Annotated in this window: 18 protein-coding genes; 9 read left to right on the top strand and 9 right to left on the bottom strand. The window is 60.0% G+C overall.

Annotation, left to right across the window (positions count from 1 at the left end; translation table 11 throughout):
• Nucleotides 1–25: 25 nt before the first annotated feature.
• The gene (locus tag G442_RS0114670) at nt 26–1,540 is read right to left on the bottom strand and encodes an MmgE/PrpD family protein (protein ID WP_026398599.1); all 1,515 of its coding nucleotides are present in this window, start codon (nt 1,538–1,540) and stop codon (nt 26–28) included.
• Between the two features lie 498 nt (nt 1,541–2,038).
• Between G442_RS0114670 and G442_RS0114660 the strand changes: the two genes are divergently transcribed.
• Complete coding sequence (locus tag G442_RS0114660; RefSeq protein WP_026398598.1) at nt 2,039–2,503, top strand: RrF2 family transcriptional regulator; 465 nt, start codon at nt 2,039–2,041, stop codon at nt 2,501–2,503.
• Complete coding sequence (locus tag G442_RS0114655; RefSeq protein WP_026398597.1) at nt 2,493–3,413, top strand: NAD(P)/FAD-dependent oxidoreductase; 921 nt, start codon at nt 2,493–2,495, stop codon at nt 3,411–3,413. Before G442_RS0114660 ends, G442_RS0114655 begins: the two co-directional genes overlap by 11 nt.
• A gap of 297 nt (nt 3,414–3,710) precedes the next feature.
• Here G442_RS0114655 and G442_RS24010 read toward each other — a convergent pair whose 3' ends face one another.
• A complete protein-coding gene (locus G442_RS24010; RefSeq protein WP_026398596.1) occupies nt 3,711–5,168 on the bottom strand; it encodes a L,D-transpeptidase scaffold domain-containing protein in 1,458 nt (485 codons plus the stop codon).
• A 53-nt stretch (nt 5,169–5,221) separates the two neighbouring features.
• Here G442_RS24010 and G442_RS25785 point away from each other — a divergent pair, with 53 nt between their 5' ends.
• Nucleotides 5,222–5,425: a hypothetical protein gene (locus G442_RS25785; RefSeq protein WP_051292363.1), complete on the top strand. Its 204-nt coding sequence runs from the start codon at nt 5,222–5,224 to the stop codon at nt 5,423–5,425.
• Nucleotides 5,426–6,177: 752 nt separating this feature from the next.
• Here G442_RS25785 and thiO read toward each other — a convergent pair.
• Complete coding sequence (thiO, locus tag G442_RS0114640; RefSeq protein WP_035376701.1) at nt 6,178–7,155, bottom strand: glycine oxidase ThiO; 978 nt, start codon at nt 7,153–7,155, stop codon at nt 6,178–6,180.
• A gap of 150 nt (nt 7,156–7,305) precedes the next feature.
• Here thiO and G442_RS0114635 point away from each other — a divergent pair, with 150 nt between their 5' ends.
• The gene (locus G442_RS0114635) at nt 7,306–9,696 is read left to right on the top strand and encodes a bifunctional diguanylate cyclase/phosphodiesterase (RefSeq protein WP_026398594.1); all 2,391 of its coding nucleotides are present in this window, start codon (nt 7,306–7,308) and stop codon (nt 9,694–9,696) included.
• Between the two features lie 452 nt (nt 9,697–10,148).
• Here the strand turns inward: G442_RS0114635 and G442_RS0114630 are convergent, their stop codons facing one another.
• Both G442_RS0114630 and G442_RS0114625 read right to left on the bottom strand, forming a co-directional pair.
• Nucleotides 10,149–10,355, bottom strand: a complete 207-nt coding sequence (locus G442_RS0114630; RefSeq protein ID WP_035376700.1) for a hypothetical protein — start codon at nt 10,353–10,355, stop codon at nt 10,149–10,151.
• Nucleotides 10,356–10,703: 348 nt separating this feature from the next.
• The gene (locus tag G442_RS0114625; protein WP_026398592.1) at nt 10,704–11,186 is read right to left on the bottom strand and encodes a DUF721 domain-containing protein; all 483 of its coding nucleotides are present in this window, start codon (nt 11,184–11,186) and stop codon (nt 10,704–10,706) included.
• A 14-nt stretch (nt 11,187–11,200) separates the two neighbouring features.
• Here G442_RS0114625 and G442_RS0114620 point away from each other — a divergent pair, with 14 nt between their 5' ends.
• The 4 genes from G442_RS0114620 (at nt 11,201) to hemH (ending at nt 14,608) form a co-directional block, all read left to right on the top strand.
• Nucleotides 11,201–12,280 carry an A/G-specific adenine glycosylase gene (locus G442_RS0114620; protein WP_026398591.1) on the top strand — a complete coding sequence of 360 codons (1,080 nt, stop codon included), beginning with the start codon at nt 11,201–11,203 and terminating at the stop codon, nt 12,278–12,280.
• 69 nt (nt 12,281–12,349) lie between these two features.
• Complete coding sequence (locus G442_RS0114615) at nt 12,350–12,988, top strand: hypothetical protein (RefSeq protein WP_026398590.1); 639 nt, start codon at nt 12,350–12,352, stop codon at nt 12,986–12,988.
• Nucleotides 12,989–13,340: 352 nt separating this feature from the next.
• Entirely contained in the window at nt 13,341–13,496 is a 156-nt protein-coding gene (locus G442_RS25200; protein ID WP_154660387.1) for a hypothetical protein, read from the top strand.
• A gap of 59 nt (nt 13,497–13,555) precedes the next feature.
• Entirely contained in the window at nt 13,556–14,608 is a 1,053-nt protein-coding gene (hemH, locus tag G442_RS0114600) for a ferrochelatase (protein WP_026398589.1), read from the top strand.
• A gap of 151 nt (nt 14,609–14,759) precedes the next feature.
• Here the strand turns inward: hemH and G442_RS0114595 are convergent, their stop codons facing one another.
• Nucleotides 14,760–16,319 (bottom strand): S10 family peptidase, encoded by a 1,560-nt coding sequence (locus G442_RS0114595; RefSeq protein ID WP_026398588.1) that lies wholly within the window; start codon nt 16,317–16,319, stop codon nt 14,760–14,762.
• Nucleotides 16,320–16,536: 217 nt separating this feature from the next.
• Between G442_RS0114595 and G442_RS24500 the strand changes: the two genes are divergently transcribed.
• The gene (locus G442_RS24500; protein WP_084440627.1) at nt 16,537–16,707 is read left to right on the top strand and encodes a DUF1328 domain-containing protein; all 171 of its coding nucleotides are present in this window, start codon (nt 16,537–16,539) and stop codon (nt 16,705–16,707) included.
• Here the strand turns inward: G442_RS24500 and G442_RS22525 are convergent.
• From G442_RS22525 to otsB, 3 genes are all read right to left on the bottom strand, one after another.
• Complete coding sequence (locus G442_RS22525; protein WP_174766901.1) at nt 16,649–17,218, bottom strand: disulfide bond formation protein B; 570 nt, start codon at nt 17,216–17,218, stop codon at nt 16,649–16,651. The two genes, G442_RS24500 and G442_RS22525, sit on opposite strands and share 59 nt — an antisense overlap.
• A gap of 107 nt (nt 17,219–17,325) precedes the next feature.
• Nucleotides 17,326–18,699 (bottom strand): alpha,alpha-trehalose-phosphate synthase (UDP-forming), encoded by a 1,374-nt coding sequence (locus tag G442_RS0114585; protein ID WP_026398587.1) that lies wholly within the window; start codon nt 18,697–18,699, stop codon nt 17,326–17,328.
• A 2-nt stretch (nt 18,700–18,701) separates the two neighbouring features.
• Nucleotides 18,702–19,439: a trehalose-phosphatase gene (gene otsB / locus G442_RS22520; RefSeq protein ID WP_051292361.1), complete on the bottom strand. Its 738-nt coding sequence runs from the start codon at nt 19,437–19,439 to the stop codon at nt 18,702–18,704.
• Between the last annotated feature and the right edge of the window lie 24 nt (nt 19,440–19,463).

Here is a 19,463-nt window from a genome sequence, read left to right as displayed (position 1 = left end):
TTTTCGATCGTGGCCCGCGACGTAATTACTGCCCAAATCCGAAGATGCCGGTTCTCGGGTTTTTCTTGAGCGTCCCGTCCGGCAAAGAAATTTCAAGCTCGTAAAGCTCTTTCGCACTCAATTCCGGCAGGCGCTGGGCCACGTCGAGAAAGCGCTCGATTTCCTTCGGATCAAGAATCCCGTCCGTCAGGGTGCGGAATTTCTTTATATAATCAGGACGCGTCCACGGCGTGGCGCCCAGAGGGTGCGCATTGGCGACCGCGAGTTCGTCAGACAGGACGGAGCCATCGTTAAAGGTGATGGTGATACGACCGCCAAAAGCCTTCACGTTCGGATCCGTCGAGTGGTAGCGCTCGGTCCACTCGGGACGTTCGACCGTATGGATCTTCCTCCACAGACGCACAGTGTCTTCGCGGGCCGCCCGTTCAGGGGCGTAGGATTTTACATGGTGCCAGACGCCGTCCTGCAGTGCGACGGCGACGATATACATGATCGAGTGATCGAGCGTTTCGCGCGAAGCGGTAGGGTCGAATTTTTGTGGGTCATTGGAGCCGGTGCCGATGACGTAATGCGTGTGATGGCTCGTCTCGATCAGGACGTCCTTTACGTCGTCCCAGTTCCCGACCTGCTCGCCAAGCCTGAACGCCAGATCGATGAGGGCCTGGCTTTGATATTCGGCTGAATGCTCCTTCGTGTAGCTATCGAGTATCGCACGTTTTGCTTCGCCTTTCTCTGGCAGGCGAACGACGTAATGCGCGTCCGCGCCGTCCAGCATCCAGGCGATGACCCCGTCTTCTCCTTCGTAGATAGGGCTGGGTGATGTCTCGCCAAGCATGGCGCGGTCAACGGCCTCGACAGCCATTTTTCCAGCGTGCGACGGGGCATAGGCCTTCCACGAGGAGATTTCCCCTTTGCGACTCTGGCGGGTCGCCGTCGTCACGTGCAGGCCATGCTGCACCGCCTGATAGATCGTCTCGGTCGGAAGACCCAATAACGCGCCGATACCGGCGGCGACCGACGGACCGACATGCGCCACATGGTCGATCTTGTGCTTGTGAAGGCAGATCCCGCGCACGAGATCGATCTGGATTTCATAGCCGGTGGCTATGCCGCGAATGAGATCTTTGCCCGAGCGCTGACACTGCTGCGCGACCGCCAGAATACCGGGAATGTTGTCGCCCGGATGAGAATATTCGGCGGCAAGGAAGGTGTCATGAAAATCCAGTTCACGCACGGCGGTGCCGTTGGCCCACGCCGCCCATTCGGCGTGCACGCGCACATCCGGCCCGCAACCGAACACAGTCGCCCCACCCGGACGCTGGTGCGCCAGAGCTTCGGCGCGCGCGCTCATCACTGAATGACGGTTGACCGAAGCGATCGCCACCGACGCGTTGTCGATCACGCGGTTGATGATCATCTCGGTGACCGCAGGCTCCACGGCGACCGGATCGGCTGCGACTTCGGCGATACGCCAGGCGAGTTGTCGCTCGCGCGGAAGTCGATCTTTCTCGGGGTGCACCTTGATGTCGTAGCTATGCATGTTGGCCTCGTCTGGGAAAACATGCTGCATTATGGAGAGTCGGACGAATTCGGCTATGGCCAACCGAGCGAATTCGGGCGAGGAACGGCGTTTGTTTTGCAAATTTTGCGAAAGTGGTGAATTTTGTGCAACGTGGCATTTGGAGGACGTTATTTCGCATGACTGCGATATAATTTGATAATATTATTCTTATAATGATGTTTTTATAATTTCTTCGCGTAGGTCGTGCTTCTCGAGAGTTGAACCTGATAGTTTCTTTAGTGGGATGCTTCCATTACGAACTGCGTCGTAATCTGAGGCGCGGAGAGTGGTCTTCGCTCTCGGTTAAATGGCTCATCTTAATAGATAAAATCTTGCATGGGTGGTCGTGCCGCCTCGGCCACGCATCACGTTTTGGGTGAACGTGGTCACTGGAAAAACCATGAAATCAAGGGAACTGGCTTGCCGGGTTGAGCGCGGCATTTGACTTCGCACGTTTCATGCAACATATGATGTTGCATGAAACGTGATAGCAAGCTCTCTGGTGTACTTCACGTCCTGCTCCACATGGCGGAGACGGAGAGGGCCGTGACATCAGAACTCATGGCGCGAGCAATGCACACCAACCCCGTTGTGATCAGAAGAATTCTATCCGGATTACGTGATGCGGGATTCGTGCGTTCCGAAAAAGGGCACGGCGGCGGGTGGAAGATTACTCGACCGCTGGCGGAAATCACGCTTCGCGACATCTACGACTCTCTGGGCGCTCCTCAGCTGTTCAGTATTGGAAACAGGACGGAATCGCCGGGGTGTTTGGTGGAGCAGTCTGTAAACGCCGCGCTCGGGAGGGTGTTGGATGAGGCGGAGGCTCTGCTGCTTGACCGATTTGGGGCTGTAACGCTGGCTCAACTCAGGCAAGATTTTCACGATCGAATGCGGGCGAGTGGAAAAACCGTCGACCTGGAGCAGAATCATGCAGTTTGATGCAATCGTGATAGGTGGAAGTTTTGCTGGCCTCTCTGCTGCTATTCATATTGCACGTGCGCGCAGACGGGTTTGCGTCATCGATACCGGCCGACCACGTAACCGTTTCGCCTCTGCCTCACACGGTTTCTTCGGTCAGGACGGCGCCAAGCCTTCCACGATGATTGACGCTGCGCTGACTCAGGTGCGGCGTTACCCAACGACGCGCGTCATGGCAGGGGAGGCGCAGGCCGCGCGAGCAATTCCTGGTGGGTTTGATGTGACGGTGAGCGGCGGCGAGACGTTATCAGCTTCAAGGCTGGTCCTTGCTTTTGGTATTTCCGATTTGTTGCCGAATATAGATGGATTGGCGGAGCGCTGGGGAAGCAGCGTGCTGCACTGCCCATATTGCCACGGGTATGAATTCGCGGAGAAGCGGCTGGGCGTTCTCTATTCGTCGCCGCTGTCGATTCATCAAGCGCTTCTCATCGCTGATTGGGGACCGACGACTCTCTACCTTGACGGGAAAGGTGGACTGGATGACGACTCACTGGAACAGTTGGCAAGGCGAAGGGTTTTTATCGAAGCCCGGCAGATCTCCAGACTGAATGGCGAGCAGGGGGAGTTGCATTCGCTCTCATTTGTAAAAGGCGAAGAAAACCCCATTGACGCGCTATATGTGACGCCACACTGGCGACTGAATAGTCCAATAGCACAACATCTCGGCTGCGCACTGGATGACTGCCCGTTGGGTCCTCTCGTTCGGACGGATGAGAAGAAGGAGACCTCGGTGCATGGTGTCTATGCTGCGGGCGATATCGCCCGGGCTCCGCATAATGCAAGCTGGGCTGCGGCTGATGGTGTGACAGCGGGCATTTTCTTGCACCAGTCTCTTGTGTTCGCTCCATTTACGTCATTGGAGCCGAAGTAGACGCAGGATCGTTCGCTCAGTCGCTCGAATTGGAAATAGGGTAGATAAGGCGCGTCAGTGTCGTCAAATTTTACATTTCTGATAAAAGCAGTGAGTTTTTAAAAATGTGAAAGATCGTTTGTATCTGCGGCCAAGCCGAGGTACGAAGACGAGCCCCATAGCGAATATCTAGACTTTCGTGCGCGGGCGCGTAGCGAGATACGTTCGTCGATAAGCATCCGCGCCGATAACTCTTCGTCAGTGACGCGGCGCCGATCGGCAAGATATGTTACACTATTTTGTAAAACACAGAAACTATCAAACCTTGGTCCCGTGCGTCGCGTGGCTTCGTTTGCGCGGGCGGGGCTGAAGATCTCGCCAGATCGCATTATCTCGATTGTAAAAATCAGACACAAGTTGCAGCTTTCCGGCGGTGTCCGCAAAAGCGGTCAGATAGACCACGAACACCGGCATTGGTTCCGGCAGGCTCTTCTTGGTTGTCGCGCCTGTCGCGATTTCCGTGTCAATTTTTTCGACGGGCTGTTCCATGAGCAGGGCCGCGAAGTCCCGGGGATTCTGCACACGAATGCAGCCATGACTTAGACGCCGGTTGTCTCGATTGAAGATATATCGGTCCGGCGTGTCGTGCAGATACACGTCAAATCGGTTCGGCATGTTGAACATGAGTTGCCCGAGCCCAGCCTCCGGGCCGGGGAGCTGTTCGATTTCTCCGTTGGAGAGCATGATCATCTTGTTGCGCTTCAGATAATTCGGGTCGCGGCTGATCTTCGGCATGATCTCCCGCTTGGCGATATCCGCCGGAATGACCCAGGGAGGGTTTACCCAGAAAGCGTCGATCGCCGTATGAAACTCGGGGCTTTGGTTGCGTTCGATATCCTCGCCGACAACGATCCTGGTTGTGAAGACCGGTCTGTCGTTGCGGTATAAAATAAGCTGCTCTGCAGCTACGTTTACCCAGGCGCGGTTGCGCGGCAACGACCGTGGCAGCCAGCGAAGGCGCTCAAGATTCACTGCAATTTTGTGTTGGCATGCCGATGCGGCACGGGCTCCGCCTGCGCGACATTTTTCCAGAGCTTTGCGTAAGGCCAGATAGTCTCGCGTTGTTGGGGCAAGGGCATTGATTGCGGCTCCGGGGTCGTTGCTGTCCATCACCCGGTCAAGTTCTGCGGCCACATCGACAGGTTCCGGGGCAAGCGCCTCGTAATCCTTCCGTCGATCTACATGCACGACGCCTCGGGTTAACGCGTCCGCGTAAGACAGGAATGCGTCAGACAAGAGCAGATCGCGATCGGTCGGCGTTAACGCTGCGGCATGCTTTAGCGCAGATGCGTGAAACATTTCTGGATTCAGCCCCTGATCCTCGGCGTGAAGGATGGCTTCAACCAGTTTATTCGCCTGCGTTTCATGCGAAGGCCACACGGCTTCGAAGTCGTGGCGCGCATAGAAGCTGCGCAGTAACTCCGTATCCAGCTTTTCACCGGCGACGGTCACTCCGACTGGAGCGTCAATTCGGTTCCCGAGTTCCGTATCGGCGTGCTGAGGCATGGTGCTGCAGGCGGCTAGCGCCCACGCGGTGGCGAGCGCCATCAGGCTCGGACTATGCCGTGCGTATCGGAAGGCCTTCAAAAATATTGGCAGCGGGGCGCGCGCGGGAAGGCCCGGAATGAAGCGGCCGAAAGGCGTGCCCGGCGGTTTCAGCGGAACATTCGCCTGTTTCTGGCGCTCTACACAAATCGTAGTTTGACTTTTTACCAAGAGTCGCTCCTAAATCCGCTGGTCACCCATAGATTCACTCCAAGGAGTAACGGATGTTCGCTCGTTCTGAAACGTCGGCTCGGCATAAACTGACGCGCAAGGTGGCCGCCGCCGCTGTAGCCCTCCCGCTTGCCCTGCTCGCAGCCTGCTCCGACGACACGCCGCCGCCGGCTCCCGCCCCGGTCGAAGCTGCTCCGCCGCCTGCTCCGGCTCCGGCTCCGGCTCCTGCCCCGGCTGTTCCCGCAGCGCGTGGCTGATAACGGTCAGGTTGCCGCTCAGTCTGAATAAAAGATGACTGCGGCCCACGCGCCGCAGGATTCGAAGTCTGGCTGAAAGCAAACGCCGTTTGAACAGAAAGAGGCCCCAGTTTTGGGGCCTCTTTCGCGTTGCAGCCACTCGTTGCGGATAAGCACCGATTTGCCGCCGATTGTGGTTCCTGAGGCATCAAGTTTGTCTGATGCATGAGCGACCATGGAGACCGCATCACCGCTATGAGAGACAACCACTGTCGTTTGTCTATTGACCTCCCCCCTATACGCTGACCGTCGTCTTGGCTTTATCGATGTTTTCCGAATCGTTGCCACGCCCCGCAACGTTGTTCCGGCTCCCGCGACCAATCCGGCGGCACCCTTGGGCGCGGTGTATCAATAATATTTCCTCGCCTCGAAATGAGAGGCGCGTTAAAGCTGCTCGAAACTCATGCGGAATAATCCATGACGTTACGAACGCCGACGATTTGCGAGTTGACGGGGCGTGTAGATTCATAGCCGCGGCGTTAGCCGTGGCGGCGGTATTATTGATCGTGAAACAAATTGGCGGGTCATGCGCGAATACGGCGCGAACACCGGATTCAGAACGTTCGTTGATATTCCGGACAACATGAAAAGCAGCTGTCTGCTTCTATCTACGTTCGGTCTTGAGACCCCAGCGGGCGTAATTTTGCCGGTTGCGGAAAATGCTGAGGCCGAAGTCAGGCTACCGCGTAGATCAGGTTGCAAGTTGTGCGTCTCTAGCCAAACACCATGTTTGCGACCTCGCCCGCCAACCAGGGGGAAAGCAGGTAGCCGTGACGGTACATACCGTTGACCTGTATTTTGCGTCCGTTTCGCGTCACCGCAGGCAGGTTATCGACATAGGACGGGCGTAGACCCGCTCCCATTTCCAAAATTTCCGCTTCGGCGAAAGCCGGATGCAGCACCCAGGCGGCGTTCAGCAACTCGCTCATCGAGCGGAGCGTCATGGGTCCGCCGTTTTCGCTCTCGATCATCGTGGCGCCGACCATAAAAATATTGTTCGCACGGGGAACGATGTAGATCGGGATGCGCGGATGCAGCAGGCGGACGGGGCGGCTGAGCATCACGTCGGGGCAACGAAGCAGGATCATTTCGCCGCGTACGCCGCGTAAATCGGGGATTTCCCGGCGCGCTGCGAGGCCCGTGCAGTCGACCTCCCAGTCAAAGGCATCTGTAAAAGTCGAGGCTTCGTGATCCGTGAGCACACGTCCGCCAAGCATAATCAGGCGCTCGGCGAGAGCGGGTAGAGCCTGGCGCGGATCAAGATGACCCTCATTCGGAAAAAAAAGTCCCCGGGCGAACCGGTCGGCCAGATCAGGCTCCAATGCGGCGATCTCCGGGCCGGTTATCTCCCGGAAATGACTGGTGCGCCGGGCGAATCGGGAAATTTCGCCGGTGTCGCGCGCCGGGGCGAGGACGAGGCTGCCGTTCGATACGACATTTGGAACGTTTTCGCTCCACCAGGAGAGTGAACTCAGTGAACGGTCCGTCACTTCAGGCGGAGCGGATTCGGCTTCGCACCATGGGGCGAGCATTCCGCCCGCAAGCCATGACGCGCCGGAGCCAATCTTCGGGCCGCTTTCCACCAGCGTCACCGAAGCGCCGTGCCGCGCCAGACTGACGGCCGTGACAAGGCCTGCGACGCCTGCGCCGCGTATCAGAATCTGCGGGTGAGATTCGGGGCTATTAACCATCAGGCCTCCGGCGAGTTACTTTGGTGGGCGTTTGGCGACGCTTCACAGGTTCCGCCGCGTTCTTGCGGCGAATATTAACGGCAAGGTTACAATCACGGTCCATCTTCGAAGCGATTTTAATCGGTTCTGCAAGAGGTTCCCGTGGCGCCCATGGAAGTCTGGAACATGGCCGGAGCGCGCGCCGAGAGCGCCCTGACCGCCACGGCGCTCATACTGAGCCTTGGCGCCGTGGTGTGCGCGCTTTGTGTGTGCGTCCTTTCGATGCTGCTCGCAAGCCAGCAACTAAGGCTGGCGCTCATGTCGCGGGGACGTGAACGCGTGCGCAAAAGTTTCTTTTCCGCCGTCACCGCAGGTTCGGGCGTCTGGGCGACCCATTTCCTCGCAATGCTCGGGTGCGTCGGGGTCATGGGGGTGAAGTTCGATCTGACGCTGACAGTTGTGTCAGCCGTGTTCGTAGTGCTGGCCCTCGCCGCAGCCTGGCGGGTCGAGTTGAGGGCGCCGCGACAGTCGCTGTCCCCGGTTTCCGGGTTGCTGATGACGGTTGCGGTTGGCGGTATGCACTTCGTGGGCCTGCTGGCCGGACAGGGCGCGATCAGTTGTGTCCCGTCCCCACAAAGGGGCGTGGCTGCTCTTGTCGTGGGCTTCGTGGGTTTCTACCTCGGCGTCATAATGTTTCGCCGCCGCAAGGGCGCGTCTCGCCTGCTTTCGACCTTGCCGTGGGTTCTGGGAGTGCTGGGCCTGCATTTCACAGCGCTGTCGTCACCCTCCCTCGCTGCAATGGAAATGATACGCGACGCCCCGCCTTCCCGAGACGCGGTGTCGCTGATCTATATGGTCGGCGTTGGGACGTTTCTGTTTCTGCTGTTGGCCTTCTGGTCCGGTGTGCGCGAATACCGACGCAAGCGGGATATCGCGGACGAACATGCTCGCGCGCATGAATTCGCTGAAGCGACGGTGGAGGGGCTGCTGATTGTTGACGAAGGGAGAATTGTCGACGCGAATGGCGCATTTCGCAGGCTCGCTGGCTGGTCGAAATCTGCTGGCGGACAACTTGCGGACAGTTTTCCCGACCTGACGTTGGAGAGCGCGTTCGTCGCGCCGAATGAGCGGGACCGCAGTTACGAGACAAATCTCGTCGGGGAAGGGAGGCGCAGAATCCCGGTCGAGGTGTTCGTCCGGAGCGTGACATGGCGGGGCAAGAGACGCACGGTTCTCGCGGTTCTCGATTTGCGCGCCCGCAAGGCGGCGGAGGAGCGGGTAAGAAGCGTCTCCAATCAGGATTTGCTGACGGGTCTCGCAAATCGCAACGCCCTGGTCGCACGTTTGAAAGATTTTTTGCTGGCCGCACGGGAGAAACGTGCAAGCGTAATTCTCCTTCTTGCAGACGTTGATCGTTTCAAAGCGATCAACGAGGCGCAAGGTTACGCCGTAGGCGACGCCGTCCTTCGTCAGGTCGGACGTGCGCTCGACCGGGCGGCGCCGCCATCAGCGCTGGTTGCGAGAGTGTCCGGAGACGAATTCGCTGTAGCTTGCGTGGCCCCGCCTGATGAAGCGGCGGCGGGGGAGGTCGTGGCGTCCATCGCAAGGGCGCTAAGGGATGAGTTCGCGGCGGCGCGCGAGGATAGGCCGATTACGTCCACCTGCATTGGCTATGCAATCGTAAACGGCGTCGATTGGGCGAGTGAAAGCGCAATGCTCCATCATGCCGCCATCGCGCTCCTCCAGGCGAAGATGAGCGGCAAGGGATCGATCAAGGCATATGACAACAATTTTGATCTGACGCTTCAGAAACGCGCGAAGATGGAGGGCGAGCTTCGGCTTGCATTGGAGCGTCGGGAATTGTTCTTGGAATACCAGCCTATTCTCGAATCTGCGACTAGGAAGGTGACGGGCTACGAGGCTCTGGTGCGATGGATGCATCCCCTCCGCGGGCGCGTTCCGCCGGACGAATTCATTGGCGTGGCTGAGGAGTATGGGCTGATTGGCGATCTGGGACGCTGGGTTATCGACACAGCGTGCGCGGAAGCAGCCTCATGGGGAAACGACATGAGCATTTCCGTAAATGTTTCTCCACTACAGTTTCAGACGTCAGACATCGAGAGCGTCATAGGCCGGGCCCTTCGCCAGACCCGCCTGAGCGCCGGCAGGTTGAATATAGAGATAACCGAATCTACTTTTTTACAGCAAGGAGAAGAAAATATAGAAATTCTTCGTCGCGTTCATGCTGCGGGCGTTGGAATCGTTATGGACGACTTCGGTACGGGGTATTCCAGCCTCAGCTACCTGAGACGTTTCCCGTTCGACAAGGTAAAAATTGATCGATCCTTCATACGTGACATGCTGACGAACAATCAGGCGGCGGCGATTGTGGACGCGGTGCTCTCATTGGGTCGTGGCTTGGGCGTCGATATTGTCGCTGAGGGAATCGAAACGCATGAGCAATTCGATTATCTCGCCGAAAGGGCATGTTCTCTGATGCAGGGATACTATATCGGCAGACCTGCTCCCAAGGTTCTGAAGGCGTTTGAAATGGCGCTTTGAGGGAGGTTCGGGTGAACGGAAGTTACAAAAACGATTCCCTGCGCTCTCTTGCGTCTGGTCTATATTTTGATACGTATTGTTATTCTAACAAAGTTTAAAATATAGATTTTTCGATGTGCATGGAGAAATTCGATCGGTAATGCCTACAAATGCTTTGGAAAAATATCCGCCAGCATGGCTCTAAGGCGCTGTGATTCGTATGTCAGGTGAACTCATGACTCGGGTCGCTTGAACGACCGTTGGGTTGCGGCATGCTGATGCGATCATATGTTCAACACACAATATACTTGAGTTCCCGTGTTGTAGGGAAAGCCGCGTGGCGCAATTTGGCAGGCACGTTACGCCCAACTCGGCCGAATTTTGTGGCAGCGTCGATTGGCGGGTTTTATGCGACAACCCGCGGGGGCTTCAACAAATAGAGACCACTCACCATTGCGTCGTCTCGCGGCCTTCTAGCCGCACGAACCATGATGTTTTGCGGGCAGGTTCGGCGCCGTCTCCTGTGTAACTCGACGGACGAGTTCGGGATTTGTGCGACGGAGGAGGCTCGCTCTGAGAAGCTGGGCTGTGTCGCGGGCGGACGCGTGGCGCCAGTCCTTCAAAAAGGTGACGTCGGAAAGTGTGCGTGCGTCCGCAAGAGCGGTCGTGGCCGTGTCCATGGTAATCTCCGCAAAACGCTCAACTGAATGACGCGCCGGACCGTGAAAGGCGATGCAGCGTCACAGTGAGCGGGGGGCAGGATGGCATGTCTTTATCTCTGACGGGTAAATTGGACCGTGGTGAAATTTCTAATTGCTCAACGCGGCGCTCGTTGTCGCGTTGCTTGCCAATTTCGGCCAACAACGACCGGAACCTCGGTGTGTGTAGGCAGCGTAGGTGGGGAAATCCAAGTTATGGTTTTGTGATGGTTTGATAGCCGATCGATAGGATTGCGCTGCTGACGCATCCCTTTCGTGGCGTGGTATAAACGCCGGAACGTGGCGTAATGGTGGCGCCGCGGCGCTTTTTTATCCGCGTCTGGCGCGAACGCGGCCTCCCAAAGCTTCCAGCGCGTCGCGTAGTGGTCCTTCGGGCATCTCGGGTATGGAGAGCGGGGCGGGCGCGGGAGCTTTTCTCGAGGCTCCCGACTGACGCGGCGCGGCCTGAACGCTCTGCGTGAGGCGCAGGCGCTCGACGAGGGTGTACCCGCTCCAGGCGTTGATGCGGTCGATCAGGGCCGCCTGCATGTGCTGCAACTCCATCGCCACCGGTCCCTGACACGCGATGGTGAGCGTGCCGCCGGCGAGTTTCTGTGGCGCGGTCCGGGCGCCGTAGGCGGGACCGACGGCGCTGTCCCATTCCAGAAAGAGCCGCACGGAGGCTGGCGACCGCTTCTTAAAAGCAGGGCGCGTCACGCCAGGCAGCAGCGCGGAGAGGCTGCGCGCGGCGTAGGCGCGCGGGGGAGGCGCTTCGGCGGCTGCAGCCTTGCCGCTTTTTCGGACCGGCTTCATAAGCTCTTTCCGTGATGCCTCCTGCTTCTGCGCTTCTCGACTGGTACGACGCGCATCGTCGTTCTTTGCCATGGCGTGCTCCTGCGGGCGCGATCGCCGACCCGTATCACGTCTGGATCAGCGAGGTCATGCTGCAACAGACGACCGTCACGGCAGTCATACCCTATTACCATCGTTTCCTTGAGCGGTTTCCGACCGTTGAGGCGCTGGCCCGCGCGCCGCTCGACGACGTGCTCGCAGTATGGTCCGGCCTTGGGTACTATTCCCGAGCGCGCAATCTCTATCGCTGCGCGCAGGAACTGGCGGCGTTGGGACGCTTTCCTCGAGACGTTGATTCGCTTCGCGCTCTGCCTGGAATCGGCGCGTACACGTCCGCCGCCATCGCCGCGATTGCTTTTGGCGCGCCAGTGGTGCCTGTCGACGGCAATGTTGAACGGATCGCGGCGCGCGTGTTCGCCGTGGAAGCGCCGCTTCCAGCCGCTCGTAAGCTCATCGCAAAAAAAGCGGCCACTCTGAATCGGGAGAAGGAGGCGCGGGCGCGTCCTTCCGACTTCGCGCAGGCGTTATTCGACCTCGGCGCCGGAGTCTGCACGCCCAGAACCCCGGCCTGTATGACATGCCCATGGAATGAGGCGTGCGCGGCCCGACAGCAGGGATTACAGGGCGATCTGCCGAGAAAGGCCCCGAAAGCGCAGCGTCCGACCCGATACGGGGCGCATTTTCTGCTCGTCGATCCATCGGGACGTTTCTTGCTGCGCCGTCGCCCGGAAGAAGGATTGCTGGGCGGAACGATGGAAATGCCCGGCGCTCCCTGGCGGGACGTCTCCTGGTCAGCGGAGGAGGCGTCAGGATACAGGCCGATGAAGGATCGGTCGTCCAAATTGTCCTGGACGCCAGCCGGGCGGGTTAAGCATGTGTTCACGCACTTCACTTTATTCGTCGACCTATACGCTGCCCGCTCCCTGGTCGCTTTGAACCCGGCTGACGACGATGGCGTCTTTCTGTCCGGCGAGGATATTTCCCGCATGGGAATGTCATCATTAATGATTAAATGTCTGGAAAATGCGATGTATGCGATGACAAAAGGAGGCTGACCGGCACGATCGGGACGTCGCTTCGGACGGAGAGCGTTCCCATGTCCGCCCGGCGGAAGGGGAAAACGCATGATAGTGGACCGAAACAAGCGCGTGACTGATCCCGAGATTTGGCTTCTGGACGCGTTCGGTCGATTTCTGGATCATGATCCCTTGAGCGATCGCTTGATAGCTACGTCGCCAGACAAAGCCGGAGGCAACGCGCCAGGTCTGATCTTCCGTCTGCGCCCTGATTGTCGGGAGCGTCCGTTTTTCCTGGAGAAACGACGCTCTGCGCCGATGCCGTTACCGGAAGTGTCGGCGGCGCTGGGGACTGGGCCGACGATTACGTTACAAATTCTCGATGTCGATGGCCCCTACGGCGGGAAAAACAGCTTCCTTTCCAGTTCGCCCGAAGGCGCGGTTACATACGGACATGCGCCAAACCCGAACTGGAAGAAATTCGCGCCATTGCCCGCCGCTGCCGGTCGGGCGCTCTTTTCCATCAATCGGGTGACGCTGGCGGATGAAGCAGGCGCAAGGTTTGGGAATATCGCCGTCGAGTCCGATTTTCGGGTGCGCTTCGCCGACCGCGTTTATCCGCTGGAGCGTGTGTCGACCCTGATGGCCAGGCTTGGTTCAGTTGCTGAAGGGGAGGCTGTCAGCCTTCTCCTGCCACGCTACGGCGACTATGAAGAGAAGGCGTTCAGCGCACACAGAAACGCCTGATCGCCCGTTCGAAAAAAACGTCGGACGCCGAATACGGCGGCTGCGCTGGCGCAATTCGCTGTGCGAGCGACGGTCGCGAGACGCTCGGATCCATTTGAGACGCAATTAGCAGACCAGCCATGCGCTAAAACGCTCAATGCGGCGCACGCCTTGAGCGATCTGACTTGGCGTGACGCGGCGGAACGTCAGCATCAGGCAGCCATCTGAAGGCGTCTTGTTTTACGATGCGCAGGATTGCGTGAGCGAGTGCGCCGGATATTTTGTCTTGCGTGACTGCGCATCGCGCGTCCATGCTGCCAATGACAACTGGTGCGGTCGTCTGCGCGCGGCGTAGGCGACAGGAGAGTTCGCAATGTCCGTTCCGGCTTCCGTCATGTCGTTTCCCTCCGCCGTCGGCGCTGTGGAGTTCTTCGCACTGGCGGCGACGTCCGCGCTCGCCGTGTGGATCGTGCGTCTCGCCTCCGCGACGCCTGAGCCCATCAGGGTGCGCGTTCGCCGCCGTCGCTGACACAAGTATTTCCTGTCGGAAGATTTCGCTGGCGCGCGTAATTCTCTAGATTACGCAGCATGACCTTCATTCATCTGCATGACGCGCCCGCCGCTCCGCTTGGCTCCGGGCGTATCGGAATCCTGCTCGTCAATCTGGGAACGCCCGACGACACATCCTTCGTCGGCGTCAGGCGCTATCTGTCAGAGTTCCTGTCTGACCGGCGTGTGATCGAAGCTCCGCCAGCGCTGTGGCAGCCGATCCTGCAAGGCGTCGTGCTGACGACGCGGCCACGGCGCAGCGCGGAGGCCTATCGCCGCATCTGGGACAATTCGTCGAATGAGAGCCCGCTGCGCGTCTACACCCGCGCGCAGGCGGAGGGGCTCGCGCAACGCTTCGCAGCGGACGAGGACATCGTCGTGGCGTGGGGCATGCGCTATGGAACGCCGTCCGTCGCAAGCGCGGTCGACGAACTTCTGCGCGCAGGGTGTGACCGTATCGTCGCGATGCCGCTGTATCCCCAGTACAGCGCCACGACCACAGCCACCGCCAACGATCAGCTTTTTCGCCATCTGATGAAGTTGCGGCGTCAGCCCGCAGTTCGAACCTTGCCGCCGTTCGCCGATCATCCGGCGTATATCGCCGCATTGGCGGCATCAGTGCGCACGGCGTACGCCGCGTTGCCGGAGCGCCCGCAGATGCTGGTGACATCCTTTCATGGGTTGCCAAACGAATACGTGCGCAAGGGCGATCCGTATCGAGAGGAATGCGAACGTACGGTCACGGCTTTGCGCGCCAGCCTCAGCATGAATGAGGAGGAGGCGCCGCTGACTTTCCAGTCCCGTTTTGGCCCGGCCAAATGGCTTGAGCCTTATACGGCCCCGTTCATCGCGGCGTTGCCCGCGCGCGGCGTGACCCGCATCGCGGTGCTCATGCCGGGCTTCATGGCGGATTGCATCGAAACGCTGGACGAAATCGGCAATGAGGTGCGTGAGGAGTTCATGGAGGCGGGAGGCAGGGAGTTGACGCTCGTTCCGTGCCTGAATGACGCCGTCGAAGCGATCGACCTGCTGGAGACATTGGCCAGGAACGAGATGCGCGGCTGGCGTGAGGACGCGTCCTCGGCTCCCTGACGGGTGTGCGACCCCGCCCCCTGCAGGGGCGTGTGAGGGCGTTATCCGATCAGACAGGGTCTGTCCGACGAGGTCTCGTAAACCGGAACCACGGCTATCCGCCCAAATTGTCGGGCCTGAGGCGTACCCGCAAGCGCCTCAGGCTTTTAGCTTATGGCGCAAGGAACGCCTTTACATCCCGGCTCAGCGCCGTGCGCGTCGCAGGCCGTGTGTAGAGCATGTGTCCACCCGGGTAGACATGCAACGCGATACGGTCACGACCGACGGGAATGTGCTCAGCCACCCAACGCGAGCTGGCGAAGGGGCAAACCAGATCGAAATAACCGTTCGCGATGAAAACGCGCAGTGTTGGGTTCAGGGCGAGCAATTTGCGCAAGGCGGGAATTTCGCTCGCAATAAGTTCGCCGTCGCCGCGGTAATCCCAGGCGCGATTGACGTTGAGATTCAGCAGATCGTACGTGAGTTCCGTATGAAAGCCGAGCGTCTGCGAGGCATAGCCTTCGAATGCACTCCCATACGCGCGACCGAAGCCGAACAGGACCGGGTCCGGGCTGTCGCTGTTGTCGACGCCCTCGGGGAAGGGATCGGCGATGGAAAGCGTTCCATCGTATAGCGAGTACAGGCGTCCGTCCCGGCTTCGGACGTCGTGCGCCTGTGGATCCGGCGCGCCGCGCAGGCGTGCGACGATCCCGGCGTCGAGCCCTGTACGGCTTGCGACATCGGCGTAGAAGCTGTGGGCGGCGTCGCCCTCCGGGGGCGGTCCCGCGAGCGCCGAAAGGTAAGGGCCGAAAGCATAGCCGTAGGCTTCGTTGGCGGCGTCCGGCGTCAGTTTGTGCTGCCCGTCGAGATTGGCCGCCTGCAGGGATGGAAGCAGCATCGCCGCCGCCAGAGGATTCGCCGCCGGGTCGAGAAATTTCATCTCCAGCGCCGGAGAGACCATGACGATGCCGTTGAGGATCAGATTCTGCTGCTCCTGCAAAGCCGTCGCGACCTCAATGGAGCGAATGCCGCCATAGCTCTCGCCGACCAGATAATGCGGAGAGGCATGACGCCCGAACTGGCTGGTCCAGAGCTCAATCGCCTTGGCGAACGCTCGAGCGTCCTGCTTGGTGCCGTAGAAGGTTTTGTTAGCGTCCTCCGGCTTCACTGGAATGGAGTAGCCGGTGCCGACCGCGTCGATGAACACCATGTCCGTCGCGCCGAGCCAGCTGTCCGGATTGGGGGCCAGTTTCGCATTCGCGCCGTCAGTGGGGTTGCCCGCCGGAAAATTCAGGGCGACCGGTCCGGCCGCGCCAAGGTTGAGAAATGCGCTGCCTCCGCCTGGACCGCCGTTGAAGAAAAATGAGACCGGCCGCCGATCATCGGGCGCGCCGTCGAGCGTATAGGCGACGTAAAACACGCGGGCCGTTGGGTCGCCCTTGTCGTCTCGCAGTGTCAGCGTTCCTGCATGGGCTGTATAGGACAGCTTGCCGGCGCCGACTGTAAGAGTCTGGTGCGTGATTGAATCAGCCGGCAGCAAGGCGGCCTGCCCCGTGAATGTCGGCGCCGTCTTCTTTGCATCGGCGTCGGGGGCGGCAGGCTTAGTCGTGGTTGTCTTGTCGATCGCCCAGCTATTCGCTGTCCCGAAAGCCAGCGTTACGCAACAGGCAGCGGAACGAAGCAGGGTGCGACGACGCCTGGGCGCGGTGCGCTCGGAAAAGAAAAAAATCATGCGGAATTCCTTGTTTCGGCGCATGCTGCCTAACCCGTAAGCGCTTGCCAAGAAGCCGTCGCCGGGAAGCCCCTCCGGCGGGAAACTCCGCGCCTGCCGGAAACGTTACGAAAGTAAGCCGCGCCCAGAGCTAAGTTTTCCGATTAACCGAGCACACCGGGACGCGAAGGCAGGACCGGCGCATGTGAAGCCCGTCCGTACACCGCTGGAGAGATCGATGGATTTGCTACGCTGGACGCTCGTTTTTCTTGTGCTCGCCCTTGTCGCGGCGGTCTTTGGCTTTGGCGGCGCGGCTGCCGATTTCGCCTATATAGGCAAAGTCCTGTTCTTTATCTTTCTCGTCCTGTTTGTCGTGAGTCTGATTTTCGGACGCCGCCGTCGTCTTTGAACAAAAGAGACGCGAGCAGAAGGCCGAGCACGAGAAGGGCGGCAAGGCCTTCCAACTCGACGAGCGAGATCGGTAGCCAGTCGAACGGATAGGTCGGCAGATCGCAGGGCTTGGATGGATGCATGGGCATCGAAGCCAGACGCTGCGATATCGAGCCGGTCATGAAGCGCGGCGCCTGACATTCCGGCAGAGGACTCGGCCAGAATCCCCATTCCACGCCAAGATGAAGCCCGGCGAGCCCTATGGCCGTCAGGGCAGGCGCAACGCCGGTCCATGCGACGCCACGGGCCAGACGGCGCGGCGCGAGCAGGGCGGCCAGCCCGATGACGATCATCGCCCGCCATGGCCAGCGCTCCCACAGGCAAAGGCCGCAGGGAACGACGCCCAGCACGTCCTGCACCCACCAGACGGTGAGCATCGCCGCAACGCCTGACAATGCGAGGATGAAGCCTGGAGGACGCACCAGGCCGGGAACGTGTCGTCTGAAAATGCGGCGCTTGGGCGTCAGCATCACTTACCCGCCGAATATCTGATCACGCCGTTCGTAATGCGGCGTTGTTGTTGTCTCGCGCAGACTCCCGCAACGGGATGTATCTGCGCGCGTCCGGAGGACAATGGTCAAGTGGCTGGCGTCTGTCCATCGACGTTGGCGTCCGCCGCGTCCAGAGCGGTCAGAAAATCACGCGCCCAACTGCCCGCCGTGGTGCTTCGAACCTCGTTATCCAGCAGGGTCCACCGCCGTTTTCGTTCTTCGAGGTTCATGGTGAGCGCCTCGTGAAGGGCGTCGGCGATGGCGTCGGCGTCGTGCGGGTTCACCAGCAACGCCTCGCTAAGCTCCGGCGCTGCGCCCGCGAGATGCGAGAGCACCAGCGCGCCGGGATGATCAGGATCCTGCGCTGCGATGTATTCCTTGGCGACGAGATTCATGCCGTCGCGCAACGGCGTGATGAGCGCCACATCTGCGAGACGGTAAAAACCGGCGAGAACGCTCCTAGGCACTGGGCGGGTGAGATAGCGGATCGGGGTCCAGTCGAATTCGGCGAATGCGCCGTTAATGCGACCTATCGTCTCGTCGAGCTGGCGGCGAAGCAGGCGATACTCTTCAACTTCACCGCGAGAAACGGGCGCGACCTGCAGGTAGGTGACGTGGCGTCGATGCTCGGGATACCGGGTCAGCAGCCTTTCGTAACCGAGAAAGCGCTCCTGCAAACCCTTGGAATAGTCGAGCCGATCGACGCCGATAATCAGCGGCTCGTCATGTACGCTGTCGCGAAGACGCTGGACTTCTTCTCCGGCGAAAGCCAGCCGGGCGTCTGCGCCGAACTGCGTCGGATCTATGCCGATAGGGAACGGTCGCACACGGTCGGCTCCGCTCAGACCTTCCGCTTCGAAACAGCCGCGCAGGTTGTTGGCGTCTTCCTCGGTCTGCAGGCCGATGATGTCATACGCCTGCATCGACCGGAGGATGGGCTCCGCTGGCGGCAGCGCCCGGAAAAGGCTCCAGGGCGGAAGCGGAATATGCAGGAAGAAGCCGATACGCCCCTGAAACCCGAGGTTGCGCAGCTCCTGCCCGAGAGGGAACAGATGGTAGTCATGGATCCAGACAGTGTCGCCCGGCTCCAGCATGGACGCGAGGCCGCGCGCGAACAGGCGGTTGACCTCAAGATAACGAAACCAGTCGGCGCGCTCGTAGCTCATCAGGCCGAGCCGATAATGGAACAGCGGCCACAGGATTCCGTTTGAGAAATTCTGATAATAGCCGCGGTGCTGCGCCGGGGTCAGGGGAATGGTCGCGTAGGTGACGGAGCCGTGCGTCTCGACGTTGGGCGCAGGGTCGCCCTCAAACTCCATCTGCCGTCCGGACCATCCGAACCAGAGGCAGGGATCGCCCGAACGCAGGGCGTCAGCGAGTGCGACCGTCAGGCCGCCAGCCGGTTGTGCGAGTTCGTGCGGGTCGGGAACGCGGTTTGAGACAATTACGAGACGCCCCATGGTCACGCATCCTCCCCGCCGTTGTTGTTTGGCCCCGACGTCTCCGTCAGGGAAGCCAGCCAGTTCCTGAAGGCTGTTGGCGTCGGGAAATCGGCGGGGATGCGAAAACCCGCGCCGCCCAACCGAACGGCCGCCTTCACCCCTTCCTCGTCCGTGACGTCATCGCCCACGAAAACGGGCTTGCGTCCGCTGAACGGGGCATTTTGCATAAGCTCGGCCACGGCGTACCCTTTGTCGACCCCCGCCGGTCTGATCTCCCACGCCATCTTGGCCGCTTGCACATGAAAGGCGCCGTCGGTTGTGGCGATCCATGCGTCCGCTGCTTTTCTCAACGCGGCTTCTGCCTCTGGGGCCGCGCGGAAATGCAGCACGAAGCCGCCGACCTTGCGCTCGACGCGTACGCCCGGCCATGCCGAAGCCAGTTCATCGGCCTCGTGAATCCAGTCCGTGGGCACGGGCGGAAGCGCCACCCGCTCTACCGGGCCGCCGGGCCGCCTGCGAATGGCGATGCCATGCTCTCCCGCTACCGCGAAGGGGATATCCCCCAGAAATTCGTCGATCTGAGACACCGGACGACCGCTTACGACGGCCAGAGCGTTCCCGCATGCGTCGCGCAGACGGCGCAACGTATCCTTGAGATCGGGAGGCACGACGACCGATTCCGGCGTCGGCGCGATATCGACAAGGGTGCCGTCGAAATCGAGCAGGAACGCTGCTTCGGATGGACGTACGGAGGACATGTCCGATCGGTTCGGCGAGGTCAC

This window comes from Acetobacter nitrogenifigens DSM 23921 = NBRC 105050 (assembly GCF_000429165.1).
GTDB lineage: Bacteria > Pseudomonadota > Alphaproteobacteria > Acetobacterales > Acetobacteraceae > Acetobacter > Acetobacter nitrogenifigens.
Note: the sequence above shows the minus strand (reverse complement) of the source record. Positions and strands in the feature narration are given on the sequence as shown.